The organism is Maritalea sp. S77, from assembly GCF_049801075.1.
Taxonomy (GTDB): domain Bacteria; phylum Pseudomonadota; class Alphaproteobacteria; order Rhizobiales; family Devosiaceae; genus Maritalea.
Map to the genome: position 1 here is coordinate 720,312 of NZ_JBNAGG010000001.1, position 22,804 is coordinate 743,115.

The 22,804-nt window shown below is 50.4% G+C and carries 23 protein-coding genes; 12 read left to right on the forward strand and 11 right to left on the reverse strand.

Translation table 11 applies throughout. The features are described 5' to 3' along the window. Nucleotides 1-4 precede the first annotated feature (4 nt). Entirely contained in the window at nucleotides 5-781 is a 777-nt protein-coding gene (locus tag ACP15Y_RS03320) for a 5-oxoprolinase subunit PxpA (protein WP_424981578.1), read from the reverse strand. Nucleotides 782-1,004: 223 nt separating this feature from the next. On the opposite strand from ACP15Y_RS03320, the gene ACP15Y_RS03325 reads away from it, so the two are divergent. Next, the gene (locus ACP15Y_RS03325; RefSeq protein ID WP_424981579.1) at nucleotides 1,005-1,922 is read left to right on the forward strand and encodes a LysR substrate-binding domain-containing protein; all 918 of its coding nucleotides are present in this window, start codon (nucleotides 1,005-1,007) and stop codon (nucleotides 1,920-1,922) included. A 190-nt stretch (nucleotides 1,923-2,112) separates the two neighbouring features. Then, nucleotides 2,113-3,426, forward strand: a complete 1,314-nt coding sequence (locus tag ACP15Y_RS03330; protein ID WP_424981580.1) for a putative bifunctional diguanylate cyclase/phosphodiesterase — start codon at nucleotides 2,113-2,115, stop codon at nucleotides 3,424-3,426. A gap of 73 nt (nucleotides 3,427-3,499) precedes the next feature. On the opposite strand, the gene ACP15Y_RS03335 is transcribed toward ACP15Y_RS03330, so the two are convergent. After that, nucleotides 3,500-4,141, reverse strand: a complete 642-nt coding sequence (locus ACP15Y_RS03335; protein WP_424981581.1) for a TetR/AcrR family transcriptional regulator — start codon at nucleotides 4,139-4,141, stop codon at nucleotides 3,500-3,502. A gap of 29 nt (nucleotides 4,142-4,170) precedes the next feature. Here ACP15Y_RS03335 and ACP15Y_RS03340 point away from each other — a divergent pair, with 29 nt between their 5' ends. Together ACP15Y_RS03340 and ACP15Y_RS03345 are read left to right on the forward strand one after the other, a co-directional pair. Next, nucleotides 4,171-5,181, forward strand: a complete 1,011-nt coding sequence (locus tag ACP15Y_RS03340) for an MFS transporter (protein WP_424981582.1) — start codon at nucleotides 4,171-4,173, stop codon at nucleotides 5,179-5,181. Between the two features lie 6 nt (nucleotides 5,182-5,187). Continuing rightward, nucleotides 5,188-5,448 (forward strand): MFS transporter, encoded by a 261-nt coding sequence (locus ACP15Y_RS03345; protein WP_424981583.1) that lies wholly within the window; start codon nucleotides 5,188-5,190, stop codon nucleotides 5,446-5,448. 76 nt (nucleotides 5,449-5,524) lie between these two features. Here ACP15Y_RS03345 and ACP15Y_RS03350 read toward each other — a convergent pair whose 3' ends face one another. From ACP15Y_RS03350 to ACP15Y_RS03370, 5 genes are all read right to left on the reverse strand, one after another. Beyond that, nucleotides 5,525-6,334, reverse strand: coding sequence for an ABC transporter ATP-binding protein (locus tag ACP15Y_RS03350; RefSeq protein WP_424981584.1), 810 nt, complete (start codon nucleotides 6,332-6,334; stop codon nucleotides 5,525-5,527). Continuing rightward, nucleotides 6,331-7,386: a FecCD family ABC transporter permease gene (locus ACP15Y_RS03355; RefSeq protein WP_424981585.1), complete on the reverse strand. Its 1,056-nt coding sequence runs from the start codon at nucleotides 7,384-7,386 to the stop codon at nucleotides 6,331-6,333. Before ACP15Y_RS03355 ends, ACP15Y_RS03350 begins: the two co-directional genes overlap by 4 nt. Continuing rightward, nucleotides 7,383-8,411: a FecCD family ABC transporter permease gene (locus ACP15Y_RS03360; protein WP_424981586.1), complete on the reverse strand. Its 1,029-nt coding sequence runs from the start codon at nucleotides 8,409-8,411 to the stop codon at nucleotides 7,383-7,385. The genes ACP15Y_RS03355 and ACP15Y_RS03360 overlap by 4 nt, the downstream gene beginning before the upstream one ends. 26 nt (nucleotides 8,412-8,437) lie before the next feature. Next, nucleotides 8,438-9,424: an iron-siderophore ABC transporter substrate-binding protein gene (locus ACP15Y_RS03365; RefSeq protein WP_424981587.1), complete on the reverse strand. Its 987-nt coding sequence runs from the start codon at nucleotides 9,422-9,424 to the stop codon at nucleotides 8,438-8,440. Between the two features lie 93 nt (nucleotides 9,425-9,517). After that, nucleotides 9,518-10,036: a hypothetical protein gene (locus ACP15Y_RS03370; protein ID WP_424981588.1), complete on the reverse strand. Its 519-nt coding sequence runs from the start codon at nucleotides 10,034-10,036 to the stop codon at nucleotides 9,518-9,520. Nucleotides 10,037-10,602: 566 nt separating this feature from the next. Between ACP15Y_RS03370 and ACP15Y_RS03375 the strand changes: the two genes are divergently transcribed. Next, on the forward strand, nucleotides 10,603-10,902 hold the full coding sequence (locus ACP15Y_RS03375) for a hypothetical protein (protein WP_424981589.1): 300 nt from the start codon (nucleotides 10,603-10,605) through the stop codon (nucleotides 10,900-10,902). A 96-nt stretch (nucleotides 10,903-10,998) separates the two neighbouring features. Next, a complete protein-coding gene (locus ACP15Y_RS03380) occupies nucleotides 10,999-11,967 on the forward strand; it encodes an ABC transporter substrate-binding protein (RefSeq protein ID WP_424981590.1) in 969 nt (322 codons plus the stop codon). Between the two features lie 168 nt (nucleotides 11,968-12,135). Here the strand turns inward: ACP15Y_RS03380 and ACP15Y_RS03385 are convergent, their stop codons facing one another. From ACP15Y_RS03385 to ACP15Y_RS03400, 4 genes are read right to left on the reverse strand one after another with little or no spacing between them, the layout of a single operon-like run. Beyond that, nucleotides 12,136-13,344 carry an MFS transporter gene (locus ACP15Y_RS03385; protein WP_424981591.1) on the reverse strand — a complete coding sequence of 403 codons (1,209 nt, stop codon included), beginning with the start codon at nucleotides 13,342-13,344 and terminating at the stop codon, nucleotides 12,136-12,138. Nucleotides 13,345-13,380: 36 nt separating this feature from the next. After that, nucleotides 13,381-14,142, reverse strand: a complete 762-nt coding sequence (locus ACP15Y_RS03390; RefSeq protein ID WP_424981592.1) for an ABC transporter ATP-binding protein — start codon at nucleotides 14,140-14,142, stop codon at nucleotides 13,381-13,383. After that, the gene (locus tag ACP15Y_RS03395) at nucleotides 14,139-15,254 is read right to left on the reverse strand and encodes a FecCD family ABC transporter permease (protein WP_424981593.1); all 1,116 of its coding nucleotides are present in this window, start codon (nucleotides 15,252-15,254) and stop codon (nucleotides 14,139-14,141) included. The genes ACP15Y_RS03390 and ACP15Y_RS03395 overlap by 4 nt, the downstream gene beginning before the upstream one ends. Next, on the reverse strand, nucleotides 15,238-16,218 hold the full coding sequence (locus tag ACP15Y_RS03400) for an ABC transporter substrate-binding protein (RefSeq protein ID WP_424981594.1): 981 nt from the start codon (nucleotides 16,216-16,218) through the stop codon (nucleotides 15,238-15,240). Before ACP15Y_RS03400 ends, ACP15Y_RS03395 begins: the two co-directional genes overlap by 17 nt. Before the next feature lie 415 nt (nucleotides 16,219-16,633). Here ACP15Y_RS03400 and ACP15Y_RS03405 point away from each other — a divergent pair, with 415 nt between their 5' ends. From ACP15Y_RS03405 to ACP15Y_RS03430, 6 genes are all read left to right on the forward strand, one after another. Next, complete coding sequence (locus ACP15Y_RS03405; protein ID WP_424981595.1) at nucleotides 16,634-17,845, forward strand: GTP-binding protein; 1,212 nt, start codon at nucleotides 16,634-16,636, stop codon at nucleotides 17,843-17,845. Nucleotides 17,846-18,271: 426 nt separating this feature from the next. Next, the gene (locus tag ACP15Y_RS03410) at nucleotides 18,272-19,456 is read left to right on the forward strand and encodes a tyrosine-type recombinase/integrase (protein ID WP_424981596.1); all 1,185 of its coding nucleotides are present in this window, start codon (nucleotides 18,272-18,274) and stop codon (nucleotides 19,454-19,456) included. A gap of 236 nt (nucleotides 19,457-19,692) precedes the next feature. Then, on the forward strand, nucleotides 19,693-19,926 hold the full coding sequence (locus tag ACP15Y_RS03415; RefSeq protein WP_424981597.1) for a helix-turn-helix transcriptional regulator: 234 nt from the start codon (nucleotides 19,693-19,695) through the stop codon (nucleotides 19,924-19,926). Between the two features lie 121 nt (nucleotides 19,927-20,047). Continuing rightward, nucleotides 20,048-20,305, forward strand: a complete 258-nt coding sequence (locus tag ACP15Y_RS03420; protein WP_424981598.1) for a hypothetical protein — start codon at nucleotides 20,048-20,050, stop codon at nucleotides 20,303-20,305. Next, a complete protein-coding gene (locus ACP15Y_RS03425; protein WP_424981599.1) occupies nucleotides 20,295-21,467 on the forward strand; it encodes a hypothetical protein in 1,173 nt (390 codons plus the stop codon). The genes ACP15Y_RS03420 and ACP15Y_RS03425 overlap by 11 nt, the downstream gene beginning before the upstream one ends. Before the next feature lie 136 nt (nucleotides 21,468-21,603). Beyond that, nucleotides 21,604-22,665, forward strand: a complete 1,062-nt coding sequence (locus ACP15Y_RS03430; RefSeq protein ID WP_424981600.1) for a hypothetical protein — start codon at nucleotides 21,604-21,606, stop codon at nucleotides 22,663-22,665. Nucleotides 22,666-22,804 lie beyond the last annotated feature (139 nt).

A 22,804-nucleotide genomic window follows, 5' to 3' on the forward strand; every position in this document is an offset into this window, starting at 1 on the left:
TAATTTAGTGGCCCAAAACTGTTGCTGCGGGGGCTATGGTTATCCCCTCGCTCACTAGGGCCTCGCGAATGGCGGCGCCTATTTCCACTGCGCCGGGTGTATCTGAATGAAAACAGATTGATTCAAACTCAATCTCAATGTCTTGACCGTCAATGGTGGTCACCACGCCTTCTTTGCAGGCGCGCAAGCATTTTTGCGCCAGCTCTTCTGGCTTCGGCCGCACGACTTTACGCCGAAATACAATTGACCCCGATTGGTCATAATCACGGTCCGCATAAAACTCGCGCACAACGGGGTGGCCAACCGCTTGCGCCACTTCATATGTTTTGGATGCGGACATGCAATAAAGTATGGTGGTGCTTGACGTTGATGCCAACATATCCACCAGACATTTCGACAGCTCTTCGTTTGCCGCAGCTTCCATATAAAGTGCACCATGGGGCTTCACATGCTGCAATTGCACGCCATGGCGGCGCGCAAACTCACGCAATGCACCCACTTGATAAATGATATCGTTGATCAGTTCTTCGTTATTGGACTTGATGTAGCGTCGACCAAAGCCCTGCAAATCGCGATAGCCCGGGTGAACGCCAACACCTACCCCATAGGTTTTGGCAAGGCGCACGACACGATCCATTGAATTGGGATCACCCGCATGAAAGCCGCTCGCAATGTTGGCAGAGCTAATGATCGCCATGATCTCTTCATCTGGAGCATCGCTGAGCTTCCAGTGGCCGAAATCTTCACCCATGTCACAATTGAGATCGACAATATCTTTCATCAATTCCATCCCTGATATTTCCTCAACTAACGGTTGCACGAATTTATCAAGATCGGAATTATTTTATTCAGAACTCACATTATCGATTTTTTCGATATTAAATTGACAGACAAAATCGGCTAACCTGTTGAAAAATATAGATTCACGATTGGTTGCAATCTTGCGGATAGTTCAATATCGTAATTATCGATAATAGATGATCACTTATTTGGATTTGCTCAGCATGAATCTCCGCCAACTTAAATATTTTGTCGCGACAGCAGAAACCGGACAAGTCAGCCGCGCGGCGAGCCAGCTGTCCATTTCACAATCATCCATCACAAGCTCGATCAAAGAGCTTGAACTCATTTTGGGTGCGGAGCTGTTCCATCGTTCGTCATTGGGGATGGAGCTTACAAACTCTGGTCGCGAGCTTCTCTCCGCTGCAAAGGAAATTTTGGAGAAAGTTGAAGAAGCACGCCGCCTAACCCAGCGAAAGTCGCAAGTGGATGGGCAAATTTCCATTGCCGCGACCTACACCTCTTTGGGATATTTCCTGCCATTTCATTTGGATCGCCTATCCCGCATGTATCCCGGCGTCGACATTCAAGTGTCCGAGCTCAATCGTGAGAGCATTGAAGATGGCTTATTGTCCAATCGGTTTGATATGGGCATTGTCCTGACGTCAAACCTCACCAACCTTGAAATTGAAACCGAAACCCTTCTGAGTTCTGCACGGCGACTTTGGCTGCCCAATGGCCATCGGCTACTGGGACAAAGCAAAGCGAGCTTTGAGGAAGTCGCGCAAGAAGACTATATTATGCTGACGGTGGATGAAGCGGCGCACACCACCATGAAATATTGGAGCCAGACCAACTATAAGCCCAAAACGAAGTTCCGCACCTCTTCTGTAGAGGCCGTGCGCTCCATGATCGCCAATGGCCAAGGTGTTACCATTCTATCCGATATGGTCTATCGTCCCTGGTCGCTCGAAGGCAAACGAATTGAAACCATCCTTGTCGACGGGATCATCCCCTCAATGGATATCGGCATCGCCTGGCGCCGCGGCCGCGAGTTCACCCAGCCGATGAACCTGATCTACGACTATTTCAAACAAAGCTTCGTCTCGCCACAATTCTCCCAGTTCAATGTCAGGAAATAGCCTCTAGATCATTTCGTGTGCGTTTCTGATGGAACCACCGAAGTCAAAGTATTGAACGGCAAAAAAGAGACTAAAGGTGGGTTGAGAGGCTCTCAACACTCAATTTGCACGATTAACACAACCATAATTGTACCTGAGCTATATTCCTCTAAATCCAACCTTTTACAACTCGTCACAACGCGGGAAAATAGTGGAAGCCAACACAGAAGCCGGTTTAAGTTTTAGTCACCGAATGGAAAAGGCCTACAAGTACGGATCGCTGTCGTTTATGGCGATTGGTATCGCATGGGCCATTGTATTTATCTTTATGGGTTGGTGGCTCGTCGTCGGGATGGACTTAATCATCGTGGCGCTTGGAGGTGTTATCTACTTTTCTATGCGAAAAGGTCACCTCAGGTTTGGAGTTTTTTTGGCTCAGGTCGGACTTCTGCTTGTTGCCATCACAATGGGGGTTCTTTTAGACGTCCCAACGGCTGAATATCCGCGGGTGGTTCATATATATCTGCTTTCACTTGCCTCGCTTGGGTATCTTAATTATCAGCGAGAGAAATCTAACATCCAACTCCTGATTATTGTGATTTGTTTGTTGGCCTTTATTGTCTTGTCTTGCGCACCCTTGGCATCACCTTATGTTCTACAAATGCCAGATTTACTTAGGACAGTTGGTACATGGGCAAATGCGACAATGGCCACAATCATATTGGCAGCGTCAGTTCATGCGATCCATTCAGAGCTCGTTCGGAAGGACAAAGATAGTCGACGCCTAATGTCGGCTTTGTGGAACAAAGAGTTTAAACTGGTTTTCCAACCGCAGGTAGATAAGTCACGGAAAATCATAGGCGCAGAAGCTTTGATAAGGTGGCATCACCCTGATAAAGGCGAAATCTCACCAGCATCGTTTATTCCTCAGGCTGAGCAGCTCGATTTGATGCCGGATATTGGCAAATGGGTGCTTGAAGAAGGCTGCACTGTGTTGAAATCATGGGAGCAAAACCCCAAACTTCAACATTTGAATTTGTCTCTTAATGTTAGCGCAAAACAGCTAATGCATGACGAGTTTGAAGAGAATTTGAAAAAGATATTGGATCGTACAGGCGCAAATCCCAAAAAGCTGACATTGGAAATCACTGAAAGCGTGCTTGTAACCGGCTTTGAAATTGCGAGAACAAAATTAGCAACATTAAATGAGCTGGGCATCACCGTTGCGCTAGATGACTTTGGAACCGGTTACTCCTCTTTATCCTATCTTCGACAATTGCCCGTTCAGCACGTTAAAATCGACCGCAGTTTTGTGCGGGATGCAGCATTAAATGATGCCAGCAAAACCTTAGTCAAAAACTTGGTTCAGCTGTGCAATGATCTTGGACAAAATGTAGTGGCCGAAGGCGTGGAAACCGAAGAACAACATAAGCTTTTGTGTGAATTCGGGGCATCCCGCTTCCAAGGTTTTCTTTATGGGAGACCAGCAGATCTCAGCCAGCTTGAAAGTGGTGTGCTTGAATAAGATTACATAGCCCCACTTATGCCCATAAGCAATTTCCGGCCGTTGCTAGAACCAATTGAAGATTTAACCATGGTCATCGTGCGTTTGGTTTTATGCCCTCGATAATCCGCTTTATGTTCCGCTCAAAAGTCTCTTCAAAGGAGACCCGTTCAGCTTCGAACACTTCTTTAGTGGAAGGGTAATCCGCAAAAGTTTGCCCATTCAGGTCTTCCTGCGCTCTCCAACGCTCCGTCTTGGTCTGATGAGACAAGTTCTCTCCATATGCATAGTTGATCAGCAAACTATAATATTCGATTGCCAACCTTGTATCACAGCCCAACTGCGCTAACGCGGAAAACAGTCGCTCTAGCAAAGGGAGTATTTTCAAGCTGCCCCTCCCCTCAAAAAGTAGGACATTCACAACCCAAGGATCATCCCGAAATGTCCGATGAAGGGTTAGCATGATAGCGAGGATTTCTGCTCGGTGGTCCGATTGCTTGGTTGGCTGTTCAATGCCTGTAGCAACGTGATCCATCATGCTCAAAAGCAGATCATCACGGTCTGACACGTGGCGATAAAGGGACATAGCACCTGTGTTTAGGTCAGTTGCGACACGACGCATCGTCAGGGCGTTGAGCCCCTCTCCTCTGACAATTGAAAGCGCCTTTTCGACGATCAGTTTGCGGCTAAGCTTCACGCGTGCAGATTTCATTTTATTGGCCGGTGCTGACGTCATTGCACAACTCTTGACGATTCGAATGCTTCATGCAAGCGTACATTGTACGCAAATTCCAATTTCAAATAACCGAATTAGTCCTTTCGTTTGATTTTTGTAAATACGAGCCTTCAATGACCGACGTACCTCATCCTCTTAACGAAACTCCGCCTTCCCTCGCTCCCATATACATCGCAAGTCTATTGTGCAGCATGGGCATGATGGGGTTTGTGGCGACTGCTGGCCCATTGGCCAATTCACTTGGTCTGGAACCTTGGCAAATTGGACTTACCGCTACTGCTGGCGGCTTGGGCTGGGTTTTGTCCGCGCGATTGTGGGGCAAAGCTACTGACCAGATCGGTCGTAAACCAGTTCTTCTTCTAGGCCTCTCAGGATTTGTTATTTGTTACTTTTTACTTTGCTTTTCCATATATGCCGGAGAAACGTTGCATCTACCTGCGATCTGGATTTTGGTTGCTTTGCTCGCCTCACGCTTTGGCATGGGACTAAGTTACTCAGCAGTGCCCGCTGCAAGCGCCGCGATGATCGCCGATACTTACTCTGCAGACACGCGCGCAGGCGCGATGGGACGATTGGGTGCTGCGCAAGCTTCAGGGCTCCTCTTCGGCCCCGCCATTGTTACAGTTTTGGCAGGAACGTCCCCAATGGCAGCGCTATTTTTTCTTGCCTGTTTGTCATTGCCCGCGTTGCTACTCGTTAAGGTGCGTGTTCCACATGATGAAATTGACGCAAAAACTAGCGTTCAACAGCTAGCGTTTAGTGACAACCGTCTGTCTAGGCCTATGTTTGCTGCAGTGTTGTCCATGCTTGCTGTGGGGATTGCACAAATTGTTGTCGGGTTTGCAGCCATTGATCGCTACTCATTGTCCAATGTTGATGCGCTGCGGTTAGCGGGCTTCGCGCTCACTGCCGTGGGCATCAGCCTCATTATGGCCCAACTGGTGGTTAAACGACTAAAATTATCACCAGCTGCGCTGATCCGGATAGGGAGCTGTGTTGCAGCTTTCGGATTTATCCTTGCCGCATTTGTGCCCACATAGCTGCTCTTGATCCTGTCATATTTGATCATCGGATTTGGCGCAGGGTGGGTGTTTCCTGGGATCAATGCCTACGCCGCAAACGCTGTTTCGGCGAATGAGCAAGGACGCGCAGCGGGCACCGTTTCATCGGCAATGGGCATCGGTGCAATGCTGGGCCCACTTCTCGGTGGTGCGATCTATCAACAGGCTGGATATCTCCCCTATATTATCGCGGCATGTGGTTTTATTTGTGCCGCTCTAACCCCGAGAAGTTCAGCCAAAAATTAATGGTACCTTTTTCTTCTCATTTCAATGCACGGGCTTAGCTTCAAAAATCTGCTGAAAAGCACTGCTTTGCGCGTCGTCAGATCTCAATATTGCAATTGTGCCGTCCGATTGGCAGCACATGTGGCTTACCCGTAAGCGGGTCGTTGATCACTCTGCTTTCGAGACCAAAGATTTGTTTCACATTTTCGGCGTTGATAACCACCTCTGGCCTTCCGGTCGCAAATAGCTCCTTGTTTGCAAGAGCGATAAGCCAATCAGAGTAGCGCGCGGCCAAATTGAGATCGTGCAGCACCATCAATATGGTGGTGCCTCTTCTCAAATTGAGGTCGACCAACAGGTCAAGCACCTCGATTTGATTTTTGACATCTAAAAACGTCGTAGGTTCATCAAGCAACAAAATATCAGTTTGCTGCGCCAATGCCATTGCAATCCAAACGCGTTGACGCTGCCCACCTGACAACTCATCGATTGTTCTATTTGCTAGTTCGTTGGTGTTGGTGGCGTCCAGTGCTTCTGCAACCGCTTTGTCATCCAGCGCGCGCCAACGGCTAAACATACCCTGATGCGGATTGCGACCACGCCCGACCAGATCAGCCACAGCGATGCCCTCAGGTGCAATTGGAGACTGGGGAAGTAATCCCAGTTGCTTTGCCAACTTTTTCGGCGGCATGTGATGGATGGCTTTTCCATCCAACAGCACCCTGCCCGATAATGGCTTCAGCAAACGTGAGAGTGAGCGTAGCAAGGTCGACTTGCCACAAGCGTTTGCACCAACGATTGAGGTTATTTTGCCTTCGGGCACCTTCACGTCTAGATTTTCGACAACCCTCAGCCCGCCATAGCCAGCGGATAATTCTTGCGCCTCCAATTGGTGATGACTACTCATATTTTGCCTCCTGACCGCGTGGCACGGATCGTCAGAAAAATTAGAAATGGGGCGCCCAATGCGCCCGTGATAACACCTACGGGATATCGGTTGGTGAAGGCATTTTGCCCAATCAAATCTGCGCCAAGCACCAAGCTTGCGCCCACCAACGCTGCCGGCACCAGCAATGATCCATTGGGACCAACAAGACGCGCCGCAATAGGGCCGGATAGAAATGCCACAAAGGCAACAGGGCCAGCCGCAGCTGTTGCAAAGGCAATCAGACCCACCGCTGAGATGGTAACGATGATGCGTGTTAATTCGACACGCACACCAAGGGCTGATGCTGCATCATCACCCAAGCGGAGTATTTCAAGGTGGCGAGATTGGCTGAGCAACATGGTGCCAAAAATCAGCAACGACAGATATACTGGAAATGATTGCGAGAGCTTGGCGCCATTAACGCTGCCGGTTAGCCAGCGCATCGCCTCCTGCAGATCCCATACAAGTGCCTGAGACAACATATAAGCAATTGCGCTATCCAACATGGCCGCAACGCCAATGCCGACCAAGATAATACGCGCGCCAACCACGCCATCTTTGAAGGCGAGCAAATAAATGATAACCGCAATGATTAGGCTAAACCCAATAGCCAATATGGAAATCTGGATACCACCTAAAGACAAAACCACAATTGCGAAAACAGCGGCAGCGCTGGCGCCAGCATTGATGCCGATAATGTCCGGACTTGCGAGCGGATTGCGCAGCATTGTCTGAAAAGCAATGCCAGCCATGCCAAAGCTTAACCCAACTCCCAAAGACAAAAGTGCCCTTGGCAAACGCAACCGTTCAACGGCAAAATTTGCGCCTTCAACTTCAGCGCCAAACAATATTTGAACAATTTGTGGTAGCGGCACAAAGTTGCGGCCAATCATGAGGCTGAGTGCAAACAGGCTGATTACGAGAATGGCGAGGAGAGCCAATGTGAAGTTTCGGCGCCGCAACCGGACCAGGCGGCCTCTCGACAGCTCTTGCAGGAGGGTTCGAGGCGGATGCTTAATCGCCATATTCATAGTTCGCGCACCTTTTGTCGCCGTACGATCCAAATGAAAAATGGTGCACCAAGAAACGCGACAATAATGCCAACTTGAATTTCTGTTGGCCGCGCAATAACTCGGCCGATAATGTCCGCAATGATCAGGAGACCAGCGCCTGTGAGCGCGGAAAACGGAAGCAGCCAGCGGTGGTCCTGCCCGATTATCAGACGACAAAAATGCGGCACCACCAATCCGACAAATGCAATTGGACCACATGCCGCTGTAGCCGCACCACATAATGTTACGCCAGCAAGTGCAGCGACAATGCGCGCTACCGCAACACGTTCGCCAAGGCCAGTGGCCATGTCATCTCCCAGCGCTAAGGCATTTAGCTTTGCAGCTGAAGATTGACTCAAAACATAGCCGACAATCATGAACGGCATAATCTGGCTCAACCCTTCAACGGTCGCGCCCCCAACGCCCCCAACAAGCCAAGCCCGTACGCCTTCTGCAATATCACCGCGCGGCAGCACGATACCTGTAATCATTGATGAAAACGCGATTGAAGTGGCCGCACCAGCTAATGCCAATTTAAGTGGCGTTGCACCGCCCGGCCCCAGTGAGCCTGTGATGTAGACAAAACACGCAGTGATTGCTGCACCGAAAATGGCGACCCAAATAAAACTGTTGGCCGATGTGATGCCGAAAAAGGCGATACCGATGACAATCGCCAATGACGCCCCCATATTAACGCCCAATATGCCCGGATCAGCCAGCGGATTTCGCGTTAAACCTTGCATAATGGCACCGGCGAGCCCCAATGCGCCGCCAGCAAAAAGGGCCATAAATGTACGCGGAATACGTCGCGCGATGGCGGCTTGCTCAATGGTCTCAGTATGGCCTTGTAGGCCCATTACGATATCGTCAAAACCTACTTCTCGGTTTCCAATTGCAACGGAAAGAACGCACAAAAATGCAAGGCCGAAAATGCCCAACACCAAAAAGGAAAACTCAAAGTGTTTCGGGCGCCGAAATGGCGCCCGATTTGTAAATGTTCCCAAACTGGGATGCTCGCGAGGTTGCACGCTTACTTTGCCGCCTTGGCAATGTAATCAACATATTCGCCAAGATAGTTTTTGATCATTAGCGCGGTTGGCACTGGCGCGGCAGACATTGGCGCGTCTTGAAGCATTACAAATGATTTGCTTTCCACAGCAGGCATCTTTGATACCAATGGGTCAGCTGCCATCGCATCTAGCAACTCTTGCCCGGCATAGGTGACCACTAAAGTCACATCGTCAAATGCATCGATCTGTTCAGCGCTGAATTCACCTGAAAATTTGCCATTACCCTTTGTCGCCTCGGACGCTTCTGCATGCTTCATGCCCAATTCTTCAAAAAACGACACACGACTGTCATTGGCTGAATAAAAGCGGATCACACTCAAATCACTTGCATCCGTGTGTGCGATAAACATGACAGATTGTTCGCGAAGCTTTGGATATTGCGCGATGGTTTCCTCAATGTGTGCTTCCAATTCAGCGATAAGCGCATCGCCCTCTGCAGACATACCCATGCCGGCAGCGCTTAGTTTAATTGCTTCGCGCCAACCAACGGTCCAAGGCGCGTCTGGGAAAGATACAACAGGTGCAATTTCACTCAATGTGTCATAATCCTCTTGGCTGAGACCAGAATATGGCGCGAGGATCACATCAGGGTCTGTGCTGGCAACTGCCTCAAAATCGATCCCGTCTCCTTCATTGAACAACACTGGCGTTTCGGCGCCCAACTCTTTTAAGCGCGCGTCGACCCAAGGCAACAAGCCATCATCATTGTCGTCACCCCAGCTTGTGTAAGCCATACCCACAGGAACGACCCCCAAAGCCAAAGGCACCTCGTGGTTGCCCCAGGCAACGGTCGCAATGCGTTCTGGCTTTTCTTCGATGATTGTCGTGCCGTAAGCATGCTCAATCTCGATTGGGTAATTTTGCTCTGCAATGGCATTGCCTGTCAGCGCGAATATACCTGACGCAATAGCAGTGATGGCAGCGAGCATATTATTTTTATTGATCATTTTTCTCTCCATAAACATGAGTTTTATATTCATATTAAAATTTTCGAGTCAATATGGATATTGTGTTATGCCCCAAGCAAGTGATGTTTTGCCTCAATGCACCAAGCGGCTTTGCACGGCCAAGTGGAGGTCAGGGTGCTCGGCAAACGGCGATATTGCATTCATTGCGTGTCCCAATTTCGCTGCCATTGCATAAGTCTGCTGGGCATCACCCTCCCCGCCGATAAGGGCCACACTTTCCGCTTTCAAATTTTGGGGGTCTTGCCGTCGCGCAAATCGCGTTGCCATAATTAAATGCAGCTCGACAGGTAAAACTTCGTCCGCACATTTTTTGCAATTGGCATCTATAAATGCGAACGGGGTCTGTCGCTCAATCCGGACGGCGCGCAGCAGTTCAACCACGGACACAACTAGTCTCCCACCATCAAGCGGGCCAAGTTCTTGAACCGCCCGTTGCAAAGCCAATTCCCAGTTATGGCTCAATGGCTCGGCATAGGTTTGACAAAAATGTCGGACCAATTCCAAAACAACAAGTTCAATATTGTCCATGCCAATATCTGACGTGCGAATGCCGCGCTGGTTAGCGCGGTGTATTTGGTGATTATGCGTCATTTTATGTCCGTTGTTACAAAAGACAGCACAACGCCCGCCTAATCAGCAGAGAGATTCTGCACTCTTCAAAGGGTCGGCACGTGAGGCAACCGTTCGAAAGTACGCAATGGGGTGTGATCAGGCGGATGTTATTCCCTAATTCAGAGGATTGATTATGTGTGTAGCGGCAGCGCTAAGTTGAATTTGCGACTCGCCGAACGAATGGGCACCTATTTGATCAGTCAATCTTTGCGGCGCGGCGGCAGCTGCCCAAATTGCAAAGACCGAAAGCACGCATGCAATGCTAACTTGTTTTTTCATATGTCCCATACATCCAACTACAAAACTTCAATACGACTCTCTCATACGCATTTAAAGTTGAGTAGTAAACTCATATTTTTTAGAACTCATCTAATTTGTGATAAATATATATTTTGATTCAATACTTTAAGTAATTTACCTAATGTATTTTTGAACATGTTTCCTCAATGTTTTGAAAATTGCTCTTGAGCCACCCCTGAAAATATGATTATGAAAATCATATTATCAAAGTCGCGATTGATAATGGTCCTAATAATGAGGAACATATGTCACATTCGAAGCGACTTTTGGGTGTTGTTGCCGCGCCCGCAATCGCAAATTTTGTCAGTTTTGCCTTGGTGCAATCGAAGAGATTCTACGAGGCCGCGAATGGCCCAGTTAAATTTCCAACGTCGCAACAGCGCATTGTTTCACTTCAAGGTCTAAGCATAACCCCGCCGTTGGTGGAATTTTGCAAGACTGATCGTTCTGTTGGCAGCCATGGGCGCATGAACAGCGATGGCTCACAATTTATCGAAGCGGCTCGACTGGCAGGTCTTACTCTCATCTTTCAAGTTCTTGAATAGTGCCTTGGGCAATGTGCTTACCCACATTGTCGAGCGTGACCACACCCTTCTTCCTTCAAATAACCAATTATAAACAAACAACAAAAGGAACTCATCATGAAAAAACTTCTGATGATAGCCGCATTTTTGGGCACATTAACCGCCCCCGCAATGGCGCAAGAAACCCGGACACACATTGATGCTTTAGACCGTATGGTAGAGATCCCCGTCACGCCACAACGCATCGTCTCTATGCATGACCATGCCCTTACGCTACCGCTGGTGGAGCTAGGTGCGCCAGTTGTTGGTTCTCATGGGCGTGTGCGAGAAGATGGCTCGACCTACCTCCGCTCTGTCAACACCCTAATGAATGTCGATTTTGACAATTCAGAAATTGAGTTTATCGGCGCATGGAACTCCATCGACTTCGAGAAAATTGCAAGTCTTAAACCGGATTTGATTATCGCACGTGCGCCATGGGATGAGGAGCAAATTGAAAAACTAGAAGCGATCGCGCCAACCGCATATGTTGACGATACAGCCGATGCGCTCGAGCTTTATCAATCCATCGCCGACGTGGCGGGCAAGCTTGAAGAGTTTAATTATCTCAATGCGAAATATGAACACTTGATTACAGACGCCAAAGGCTGGCTGGGCAACCCATCCTATACCTATTCCAAAATTCAAGCTTGGGATGGCAAGCTGACCGTCTATGCCAATTATGGTGCTTTGACCCGTGCGCTTGACGACCTCGGCTTTCAAATCGCCGGCACAGGTGCCGAACTGCGCAACAAGGGCGTCGGCTGGGGTGAAGAAGTTAGCGCAGAGCTCCTCCCTGAACAGGACGCAGATTTCCTTTTTGACACCTATCGCATTGATCAGGGGCAAAATGATGGGCCAGAGGTCGCCTGGGGCCGCATGGAGACCGTATTGCCAAACTTTTGCACGCTCCTAAGCGCCTGCCAAAAAGGCAACTACATCTTTATCCCACGTGAACATGCAGCAGCAAACTCATTCGCCACGCTCACGATGAATGTTCATTATGTGGTCAGCCACGTGGCAGGTGGTCATCATCCGAAACAATAAATACCTGCAGCCCCTGATGGCAATTGTTCAAACACGCCATTCCGCGCGGAATGCTTCAAGCTGAACAGTTAAAAAGCGCGCGCCGAAGCTTCTATCTTTCTAAGCTTCGGTGCACGTTTTTTGAAATGGGCTCAGTTAAACAAATTCTGAAAGCCAACCTTCCCGTTCCTATCCCACATTGGCAAAACCCCGGCTGCCGCGCACGGGCATTGCCAGCAATGGCGCCCCTACGCAAATTATGGCGCAGAGCCACAACACGGCGTCTGTGCCCACCAATTGAGTCAGCGGTGTTAAGCCTGCCAAGCCCAGCGGGGCCAGCCCATATGAGAACAAAAAGTCCACCGACGTGACCCGTGCCAGACGTTCTTGCGGGATTTCTCGTTGCGCTGCGGTGAACCACGGCACATTGAAGAACTCAATGCCAATTCCGGCGAGGGAAAAGGCAATTACGGGCAGGAAAAAGACATTTGAGAAAAGCAGACTGAGCGGCACAAAGCCGTAAAGTGCGAGTCCCACCAAGGCGAGCCAGCCGATATCTTTTGGTTTCCAACGAGAAATTATGAGTGCACCAGCGAATGCACCGATGGTATAGGCGGTTACCGAGGTGGCCATCAATTGTGGCCCGCCATATTGCGCTTCGCTGATTTGCGGCAGCAGCACGTTCGTCACGGAATAGCCAAATGCGATCACAAGGGTCAACGCGGCAAGGCCTGCTATGAACCAGGGGTGGCGGTATGCTTCGGCAAAACCTTCACCCAATTCGGCCACAAAGCTTGTCGCCGTTAGCGAACTTTGTTCAGTTTTGGGTTGGCGCGGCGGCCATGTCGGCAGCAAGGCTGCGGCAATCCAAAGTGCCGAGATGATAAACAGGGTCGGTGAGCTACCGATGGCCAAAACCGATGCCGTAGCCAAAGTCGGGCCGACCAATGTGCTCACACGTATGGAGATTGTCATGGCGGCATTGGCGGGTTGCCGGTTTTCTTCGCTGACCACGCGCGGAATAATCGCCTGGTAAGATGCGCGACAAGCGCCTTGACCAAACCCTGCGATTCCAGCGCCGGTCAAGATTGCTGCCAGCCCCCCAAAGCCTGCCAAGCCAGCAACAATCGGGATAATGCCGAACGCCGCGAGCAGACCGGCGCCAAAGATCATGCGTCGAGGACCAGACCGATCGGCCAACACGCCGCCAACGGGCATCGCGGCAACGAAACCGAGTGTTCTAGCTGCCAACGCCAGCCCCGCATGTGCCGCATCAAGATCGCCTGCGATAATTGCAAGCCCTAACACAAATGGCAGTGCCCACGTTGCTAAGCCGGAGGCAGTATTACTTATCCAAAGGCGCAAAAAGGAAACATCGGAAATCAAACTTGTTTGCATAATATACTTTCTATCGCTGGGTAAAACACGCCATCCTTAGTGCAAGACTTTGACGTCGCATTTCCCTTCAGCGTTAATCTCAATATGAGCTTCTATTTCAAAAACCTTGCGGAATAGATCAGGTGTGAGAATTGTTTCTGGCTTCCCGATTTCGACCAGCTTGCCATTTTTCATAACGGCCAGTCGATCGCAATATCTCGCGGCCAAACCTAGGTCATGCAAACACACAATTTTTGCCTGTGGCAGATCCCGCACGAGTTTCAAAACATCCAATTGATGGCGAATATCTAGGTGGTTCGTTGGTTCATCCAGCAACAGCACTTTCGCTCTTTGCGCCAAGGCCCGGGCAATATTGGTGCGCTGTTGTTCACCACCAGACATGTTGCGCCAGCTTCGATCCGCCAATGCAGACAAGTCCATGGTTTGTAGAGCCGCCGCCACAATCGCCCGATCTGCCATTGTTAATGCACCGAACCGCCGACGGTAAGGAATACGCCCGAGTGACACGACTTCTGAAACGCACATATCGGTGCTGGTCTGTTGCATCTGCTCAACAAAGGCCAGATGGTGCGCCCTCGCCCGCACGGATAATGCATTTAGCGGTCTGTCTCCATAGAGAACAGCTCCATGCTCTGGCTCGATAATACCCGCGATGCAGCGCAGCAATGAGGACTTGCCAGAGCCGTTCGGCCCGATCAACCCCAGAACTTCGTCTTCTGAAACATCTAAGGATAATTTTTGAAGAATCTGGCGTCCGCCAGCCGACCAAGAGAGGTTTTCAACCTTGATGATGCTCATAGGTCGCCTCGCCGACGCATCAGCAGCAAAAACAGTGGCACGCCAATCAAAGCGGTAAACACACCTACTGGGATTTCTTGTGGTGCCAACGCAGTTCTGGCCAGAACATCTGTCCAAATCAGCAAAATGGCTCCCAATAGCGCACTAAAGGGGATCAGTTTGGTGTGCATTGCACCAACCATCATGCGGACAGCATGCGGGACAATTAGGCCGACAAATCCAATGGCACCCACCATCGCCACTGCAATGGCCGTCATCAAGGCACACGCGATGAGCAGCACGACACGCGCACGCGAAATGTTCACGCCCATGGTTTTCGCCGTATCATTGCCGAAGGACATCGCATCCAAAACATGTGAATGTGCCCATACCACAATGAAACCAGCCCCAGTTAAAGCACCAACCATCAACACAGGTGTCCAACGGGCAGTCGTCAATGAGCCAAGCAGCCAATACATTATCCCCCTGGTGGATTCTGCATCGCCAGCTGCCATAACAACAAGTGAGGTAATGGCTGAGAAGAATTGCCCGATGATGACGCCGGTCAATACCAATTTGAGCGGTGTGCCGCCACCTTTGCGCAGCAACATCAGCAACAGTAAAAGCACAAGCATTGCGCCGAGAAAGGCCCCAGTGCTGAGCAACGCGCCACCGCCAAGGCCCAAAATAACCACAAAAACAGCGCCAGTTGATGCACCACCGGAGATGCCGAGCAAATAGGGATCCGCGAGCGCGTTCCCCGTCATCGCTTGCAAAACGGCACCTGAAACGGCCAAAGCCGCACCGACCAAGGCCGCGGCTAAAACGCGTGGCACTCTTAAGTCCCATATAACAGATTCACGCATGCGCCCCATGGGCTCAACATCAAAACCCAACTTGCCAGCGATGATGCGCACCACATCACTTATGTGTACATCGGCAACGCCGATTTGGACGGCAATGGCCATAGACATGAGTACAGCAAAGCAACCAAGCAATGCCAAAGTCCAAACACCCAATCCTGTGGAATGTTGTTCTGGATTTATGCCGTTTTGGGTTTCAATTGGTGTAGCCGGGTCCAGCAACGACACATCGAATGCTCGACCCGGTGCGATGTTAATTTGCGTATCCAAGGCGCTTCAGCCCTTCAACAAACATATTAAGTGCGTTCACTGCACGGATTGATGGGTCCATCTCAATGGCGCGCACGACGACAAATTGCTCATTGGTGACCGCATCAAGATAGGAAACACCCGGCTCAGACGTCAGCATCTCGATTTTTTCTTCTACCGTATCACCGGGAGAACCACGTTCTGAAAGGTCACCAAGCACGATGATATCAGGCTCGCGATCAGCAATCGCTTCCCAAGAAACACCGGGCCATTGCTCATTCACATCTGCGAAAATATTTTCAACGCCTGTAATCTCACTGATGGCGCCTGGAACAGAAGGGCCACCAGCCACATACGGCGTTCCCTCAAACACTGAATATAGCCACAGCACCCGAATAGGCTCATCCTGAATAAGGGTAATGCTGCGGGCTGCCGCAATGGCGTCGCGCTGTTCAGCAATTACCTGTTTTGCCGCGGCCTCTTGTCCCGACAAATTGCCAAGATTCTCAAAATCACGTTCCAGCAGATCAAATGAGTCCAAGTCTGGCTCGTCAGCTGGCGGACAACTTACTGCACTAATATAAGTGCCCACACCAAGCTCCGCCAACTCTTCACGGGTGCCAACCCATTGGTCTGAAAAGAAATAGCCGGAGTAAGCAACAAGCAAATCAGGCTCCGCCAAGCGCACCACTTCGGCGGTTGGGCGGTCTTTGGTCAATAAAGGCACGCTTTCCCAAACTTCACGATATTGCGCGGCAATTTCTGTTTTGAGATAGGCTGTGCCAGCCATGTTTGGCGCAGCGCCCAGCCCCAACATCGTTTCCGTGGATGATTGGTCTAGCGTCACAATCGAATTTGCCGGCTTGTCCTGCACAATTTCCATGCCGCAACTATTGATCTTTATCTCCTGCGCGACAGCAGCTGTTGCTAAGAAAGAAAGAGCCATAAATGCAGTCGAAACTCGAAGTGTGGATTGAAATCGCATCTGTGTGATCCTCAATTTTTTGTTACGTTATTTCATAACATTTTTTCAAAAACAAGAGCAGATTTTTACGCAATTCGGCAGTACCCTTTCGGGAAGTAATTTGGGGCTGCAGGTGTGGCACCGCCCACCGCAAATGAGTTTAGAATTCTATTCTCTGCCGCCTAGCCGGGGTCAAAACCTCTTAAATTGCCTGAATTGCCCGACCCGAATTTGTGCGAACGCGAGGCGTAAACCCGCAGGAAGGCGCATGCCTTCATGGGAAAGACGAAACAGTTTGCGCAAATTAAGCCTGATCTGTCGAAAACCATCAGCGGCGCACGCCCTATCGTCGAACTGCTGCGTCGTAGCCGCGATTGACAAACACCATTCATTTTCGCTAATAGCATTTGTAATGTTATAACGTATGAGATGTTTTATGCCTGACAATCGCCTTCCGGTAACTGTGCTCTCCGGTTTTCTCGGGGCCGGGAAAACCACCCTACTCAATCGTGTGTTGAATAATCGCGAAGGTCGCCGCGTTGCGGTGATCGTCAACGATATGTCTGAGGTCAATATTGATGGTGATATTGTGCGGGCGGACACTGAACTTTCCCGCACGGATGAGACCTTAGTGGAGATGTCCAACGGCTGCATTTGCTGCACCTTGCGTGACGATCTGCTTACCGAGGTTCGTCGGCTGGCAGCGGACGGCCGTTTTGACTATCTATTGATCGAGTCCACGGGCATATCCGAACCATTGCCAGTTGCGGCAACCTTCGAATTTCGCGACGAAGATAGTCAGAGCCTTTCAGATATTGCGCGGCTGGACACTATGGTGACCGTTGTTGATGCGGTCAATCTGCTGCGCGACTATGCCAGCCACGATTTCTTGCGAGACCACGGTGAAACGCTTGGCGAGGAAGACGACAGGACGCTTGTCCATCTTTTGACGGATCAAATCGAATTTGCTGACGTGGTAATCCTCAACAAGGTCAGCGATGCAGGCCCTGAGCGCACTGAGGCTGCGCGCCAGATTATCCGCAGTCTTAACGCTGATGCCCGCATCATCGAAACAGATCATTCCGATGTTGCGGCCAAGGAAATTCTCGATACTGGCCTTTTTGATTTCGAAAAGGCTCATACCCACCCCATGTGGGCGAAAGAACTTTATGGCTTTGCAGACCATGTGCCAGAAACGGAAGAATATGGCGTGGCGAGTTTCGTTTATCGTGCGAAACGTCCATTTGTGCCTGAGAAAATCAATGCGTTGTTGAACGCCGAAATGCCAGGCGTCATTCGGGCGAAGGGCCACTTCTGGATCGCTACACAACCGGATTGGGTGGCGGAATTTTCACTTGCTGGCGCCCTCTCCTCAATTTCTCCTTTGGGGAACTGGTGGGCATCGGTTCCAAAAGAACGATGGCCCGATCATGAAAGCGCTCAAAACTACATCTCCAACCATTGGCAGGAACCTTGGGGAGATCGGCGACAAGAAATTGTGTTTATCGGTGCACATATCGACTGGCCCAACCTAAAAGCAAAACTTGACACTTGCCTTGTCCCTGAAAGTCAAAACGAAGGACTTCAAGACCTGCCAGATTACCCCGATCCCTTCCCCAAATGGCGTCGCGCGAGTGATGCTGCGTGATGTAAACAACTGCGAGGGGATATGGGGTTATCCTCTCGCTTGTGACATCTATCCCGAGAGCGGATGTTCTCCTAATGTCAGTTGGGTCCTCGGCCTCTCCACGGAAACCTTCACTTTCTCGTACGTTCAAGCTTTACTGAATTCGAAAAGCTTCCAATAGATTTCTGCGTCATCTTCGCTCCATAAAGACTACGATGAACCAAAAATCATCTCATACGCGACCATATCGATCTATCTATCAAATGCTGACGGATACAGGTTAGGCAAGGGAAGTCTTTGTCTATCAGTTATAAAAATAAATAAAAGGAATGGCGGAGAGGAAGCCCGCCTGCATCTTTAAGTTATTGATTTTATTGGCTCAATATCTTGCATTTTTCCGTATTTTACCTATTTTCAGTAGCGAAAGTATGACAACGGGAATCGAGAATGGCGCGGAACAAGCTAACGGAAAGAAAGATCCAGACGCTGGATAAGGCTGGAGTTTATTCGGATGGCGATGGCCTTTACCTGCGCGTTCGAACACACAAGCCAAAAGCAGGCGGTGATCGCACGATAAGCCGCAACTGGGTTTTTATCCACCGCCGCGGCGACAAGCGAAAAGAACAGGGATTGGGTGGTTATGGACAAGGCACTGCACCGGTTTCTCTCGCCTTGGCCCGCGAAAAGGCCGAAGCCATCCGTGAGCGACTTGCAAGAGGCGATGACTTGATGACCCGTAAAACGTTTGCGGAGGTGATGGCGGACGTTATCGCGGTAAAGGACGCAAGTTTCAGAAACGAAAAGCACCGCGCGCAATGGTCAATGACACTTACCAATTATGCCGCGCCTTTGCATGACAAGGCGATTGATAGCATTTCAATTGACGACGTGATGAATTGCCTCAAACCGATTTGGACAGAAATACCGGAAACCGCCGATCGGACGCGCCAGCGTATTGGCGCGGTTTTTGACCATGCCAAGGCGCGTGGGCTTTTTGTGGGTGACAACCCTGCCCGCTGGCGCGGCGGTTTAAAGGAATTGTTGCCACCTCGCCAAAAGCTAAGTCGTGGCCATCATGCCGCGTTGCATTACAATGACATTGCGAAAGTAATGGAAGAACTTAGGGCCGCGTCCAGCACGTCGGCGCGCGCTGTTGAGTTCGTTGCGCTGAACGCTGTTAGAAGTGGTGAGGCGCGCAATGCCACATGGCAGGAAATTGATTTTGAACAGGCGCTTTGGACCATACCGGCCGAAAGAATGAAGTCGGCGCGCGCCCACGAAGTGCCCTTGTCCGATCGCGCCTTGTCGATTTTGGAGGCGCAAAAACAACGCGCAACGACCGATCTTGTTTTTGAAGGCGGCAAGGCGGGCTCGCCTATTTCCGACACCGCTATGACCAAATCATTGCGAAGTGCTGGCGCTGGTGAAGCTACGTTGCACGGGCTGCGAAGCACGTTCCGCGATTGGGCTGGCGATTGCACCAGCTATTCGCGCGACATTTGCGAAGCTGCCCTTGCCCATGTGATCAAGGACAAAGCCGAAGCCGCTTATCGGCGCGGCACTGCCCTGGCGAAACGGCGGGAACTGATGGAAGATTGGGCAAGGTTTTGCTCGCCTATGCACAAAAAATAGAATTAATCAAGTCAATATCGTTATTTTTATTGACAAGGGCGAAAAAATAGATAGCGTATGATGATGCAGCGGGTTTGTGGTGGACCCTCCCTGCACGCGGTTCGACCGCACAAACAACAAAAAACGATCGGCGGGTTTAATCCGCCGGCAAGCGAAGCACCAACTTCATAGGTCATAAAATAGCCGATGCGTCGCAAGGCGCGTCTACATTCATTTTACTTTGGAAGGATAACACCTTGACCAACGATGCCACTTTTGTGCCCCGCCTAATGTCACCAAAAGAAGCGGCTGCGGCCACTTCCTTATCACGCCCACTTCTAACGCTTATGGCCAAGGAAGGCCAGTTTCCCAAGCCGGTTAAATTGGGTATCAAGCGCATTGCGTTTGTGCGTGAAGAGGTTGAGGCGTGGATTGATCAGCGTATTGATGCGCGACCAGCCAACGATAACGCGGCCACCAAAGCCGCCTAGCCAAACACCAAACACAATACCAAACCAGCGCGCCGACTTCACTGCCGGCGTAACCATTTCACCGCATCCAAAACGGTTGCGGTTGCACACCCGCACGTGCGGAAAAACATAGGAGCGCCAAATGCGCATACTTTATATGCACCCGGTCTTTGATGATCGGGGCCGCAATCAATGCATCGCCACCATCGATATTGAGCTCAACGAACACGTACGACTTTACGGCCTGCGCCTTCTCAAAATGGAAGACGGGCGGCACCTCGTATTCTCGCCACAGTCTGGCAAACGGCGCACCGCGACTTTCTCGCCTGAACTTTCTCAAGAAATCACTGACATGGCCATTCAGCGTTTAGATGCATTGGAGCGCCTTCATGCAGCATGAGCCGGATGAAAGCAAGGAACGCCTTGCCAAAAAACCTGGCGATGTGCTTTCCCAGTGGTGGACCCTTGGAGTCCTATTAAGAGACAAACGTCGCGCGGCATCGCACGACGCTGTTTATTGGGTAATTATAAATTCACGTGATAAAAACACCGGAATTTGTCGCGCCAGCATGAGATTTATTGAGCACGCCTTGAACGGTTCAATTTCATCCCGCGAGACCATCAAGAAAGCGGTGCACGATCTCACAGAATGGGGCTACGTTAAGCCACTCCCCCGCAGGCGACGCAATGAAGCAACAAAGTTTGAAATTCCTTGGGTAATTTCGTCCCGTGGTCTAATCCACCAGACCACAGAAACCCGTGGTCTGGTAGAGCAGAACGCTGGTGGTCTAAAGCAGCAGAACGCTGGCGGTCTAGTCGAGCAGAACGAATCCTACCAACATCCCGACGGATCAACCGGCGGAGATGTAGGTAATGTATCCCCACCCGCTGCGGCGGATGGCCTTTCGGCCACCGCGCGCGGTGAGGGTTGTGATGATGCGTTCGACGCTTATGGTAATTTCGGAACCTTCCACCTTGCATTGAAAGAGTGGGTAAAGATTGACTTTGATCGATACCCGGCGGCGCACATTTTTGAGCGCGCCGAGTCTTGGAATGCAAGCGCAAAACCAGGCCAGCCCCGCATGCCTTTTGAAAAATGGCTTGCACAGAAGAGGTATGCGGAAGCTGACCGGTCAGTTGGCGTGAAACCAAAAGCAAAAAAATCAAAAACCACCCCGCCAAAACAGGCCAGCAAACCACCCAGCCCGGCGAACGATAACGAGCCGGCTAAGAAACTTGTCGCGATTGAGGGCAAGATTATTAGCGACGAAGAATATACCAAGTGGATCAAACTAAGAGTCGCTGAACCGGGGCGCCTGGCGGATGCATCAAAACCAGATCGTTGGTTGGAAATTTGCTACGAAAGCGCGGACGCAGGCCAGCAGGAACAAGGGCAAAAAGAACTAGATTCGCTGTGCAGCGCAATTGGTTTGGATCAGATTGAAGACACCGACGAGCTTTTGGACAAACCCTTCATGTTCGTCGATGATCGAGTAAGTGAAACCTACGAATTTTGGGCTGCTGAAAGCGAAGACAAAAACGCAGTTTCACAAATTTCTTGACATGTCAACAAAAATGTGTATGATTTTTTGAAATTGGGAAAATTTCTGAAATCGATAGTTGAGTCGATCGGCGCTTCTTGCGCCGGGCTCTTTTTGATGCGCGCGAGGGATACGTGCGCAAATGGGGACAATAGAATTGAACCAAAAACAGGAAACAGCGGCACCAGTTGCCGCGAATGACAACCACCAGGTGAGCAAAGAAGTTTTGGCGCATCGTCAAGCTATGGCCGAACGGAAACAACGTGAGGCCAGCAGAATTGCACTTAACGTGTCTGATGCTGTTATCAAACGAGAACGAGCCAGAAAAAGATTTAGCGCGCCATATTCGGATGATGAACTGCCGACCACGATTCCACCCGAGAAGGAAAAAGCACGCCAGTTGCTTGCAGAATTATGCGCAGGCGTGCCGGTAACTATTTGTCCCGCCCAAAAGCCCGTAGATCGTCAGTCTGAATTTAGATTTGGCCGTGCAGCCAATAATAATCAAGAACCGAAATCGTGGCCGCTGGCGAAAATGTTGCGGCAGCTAATGTCGCAAGATGACAACCCTTGGACGTTGGATCAGGTTACAGCCGCAATCGAAATTTGCGAGTTATATCGCGGCATTTGGGCGGTGATGGCTGCAGATCCGTTAGCTGGCAAGGATGCTGACCTTTCGTTTAGTGAAGGCGAGGTTTCAATCGAAACTGAAACCTGCTTGGACGGATACGAAAAAGGCAAGCCTATCCCAGAAAAAGTCGAGGGCACCGGGGAGCTAACATTTCATGGTGTGCGCCAAGCGGCGAGATCCATCGGAAGTGCTGGCAAAATGACGAAAAACGGCGATGCAGACAGCGGCGAACGGTATGCAACCACGGCGAAACGCTTTAACGAACGCACACTTATCGCACAGATAGATTTGCGAGGGCCTTGGCGCCGCCTGCAGGCTGCAATCAGGCCAATTCGCTGGGCCTTCGAGATGGCATGCCTCGATAGTGCAACGATGACTGAAATTGGCGAAGCGCGTGGATATACGGATAAGCGCGCCAGCGCGGTGGGCAAAGCCTTGGTGCTGGAAGCCATAGCAGAATTACAAGTTGAATGGCTGGCAATCCACAAAGAACAACGTGCTGCAGAGCTTAATGCTGAATCCGCACTTGAAGCATATCGGGCCGATCTCACATCAAGACATGACCAATATATGGGCCGCGCCGCTTAGGGTGCACCCTATTTCCGCTCCCACCGTAATGGGTGAGGAGAAGTTTTAAAACTCAACCCCGTCTTTTAGGCGGGGTTTTTTCATGGGGAAAGACAACATGAGCGCCGTAATCGGAAGTTTGAGAGTCAACCTGGGACTT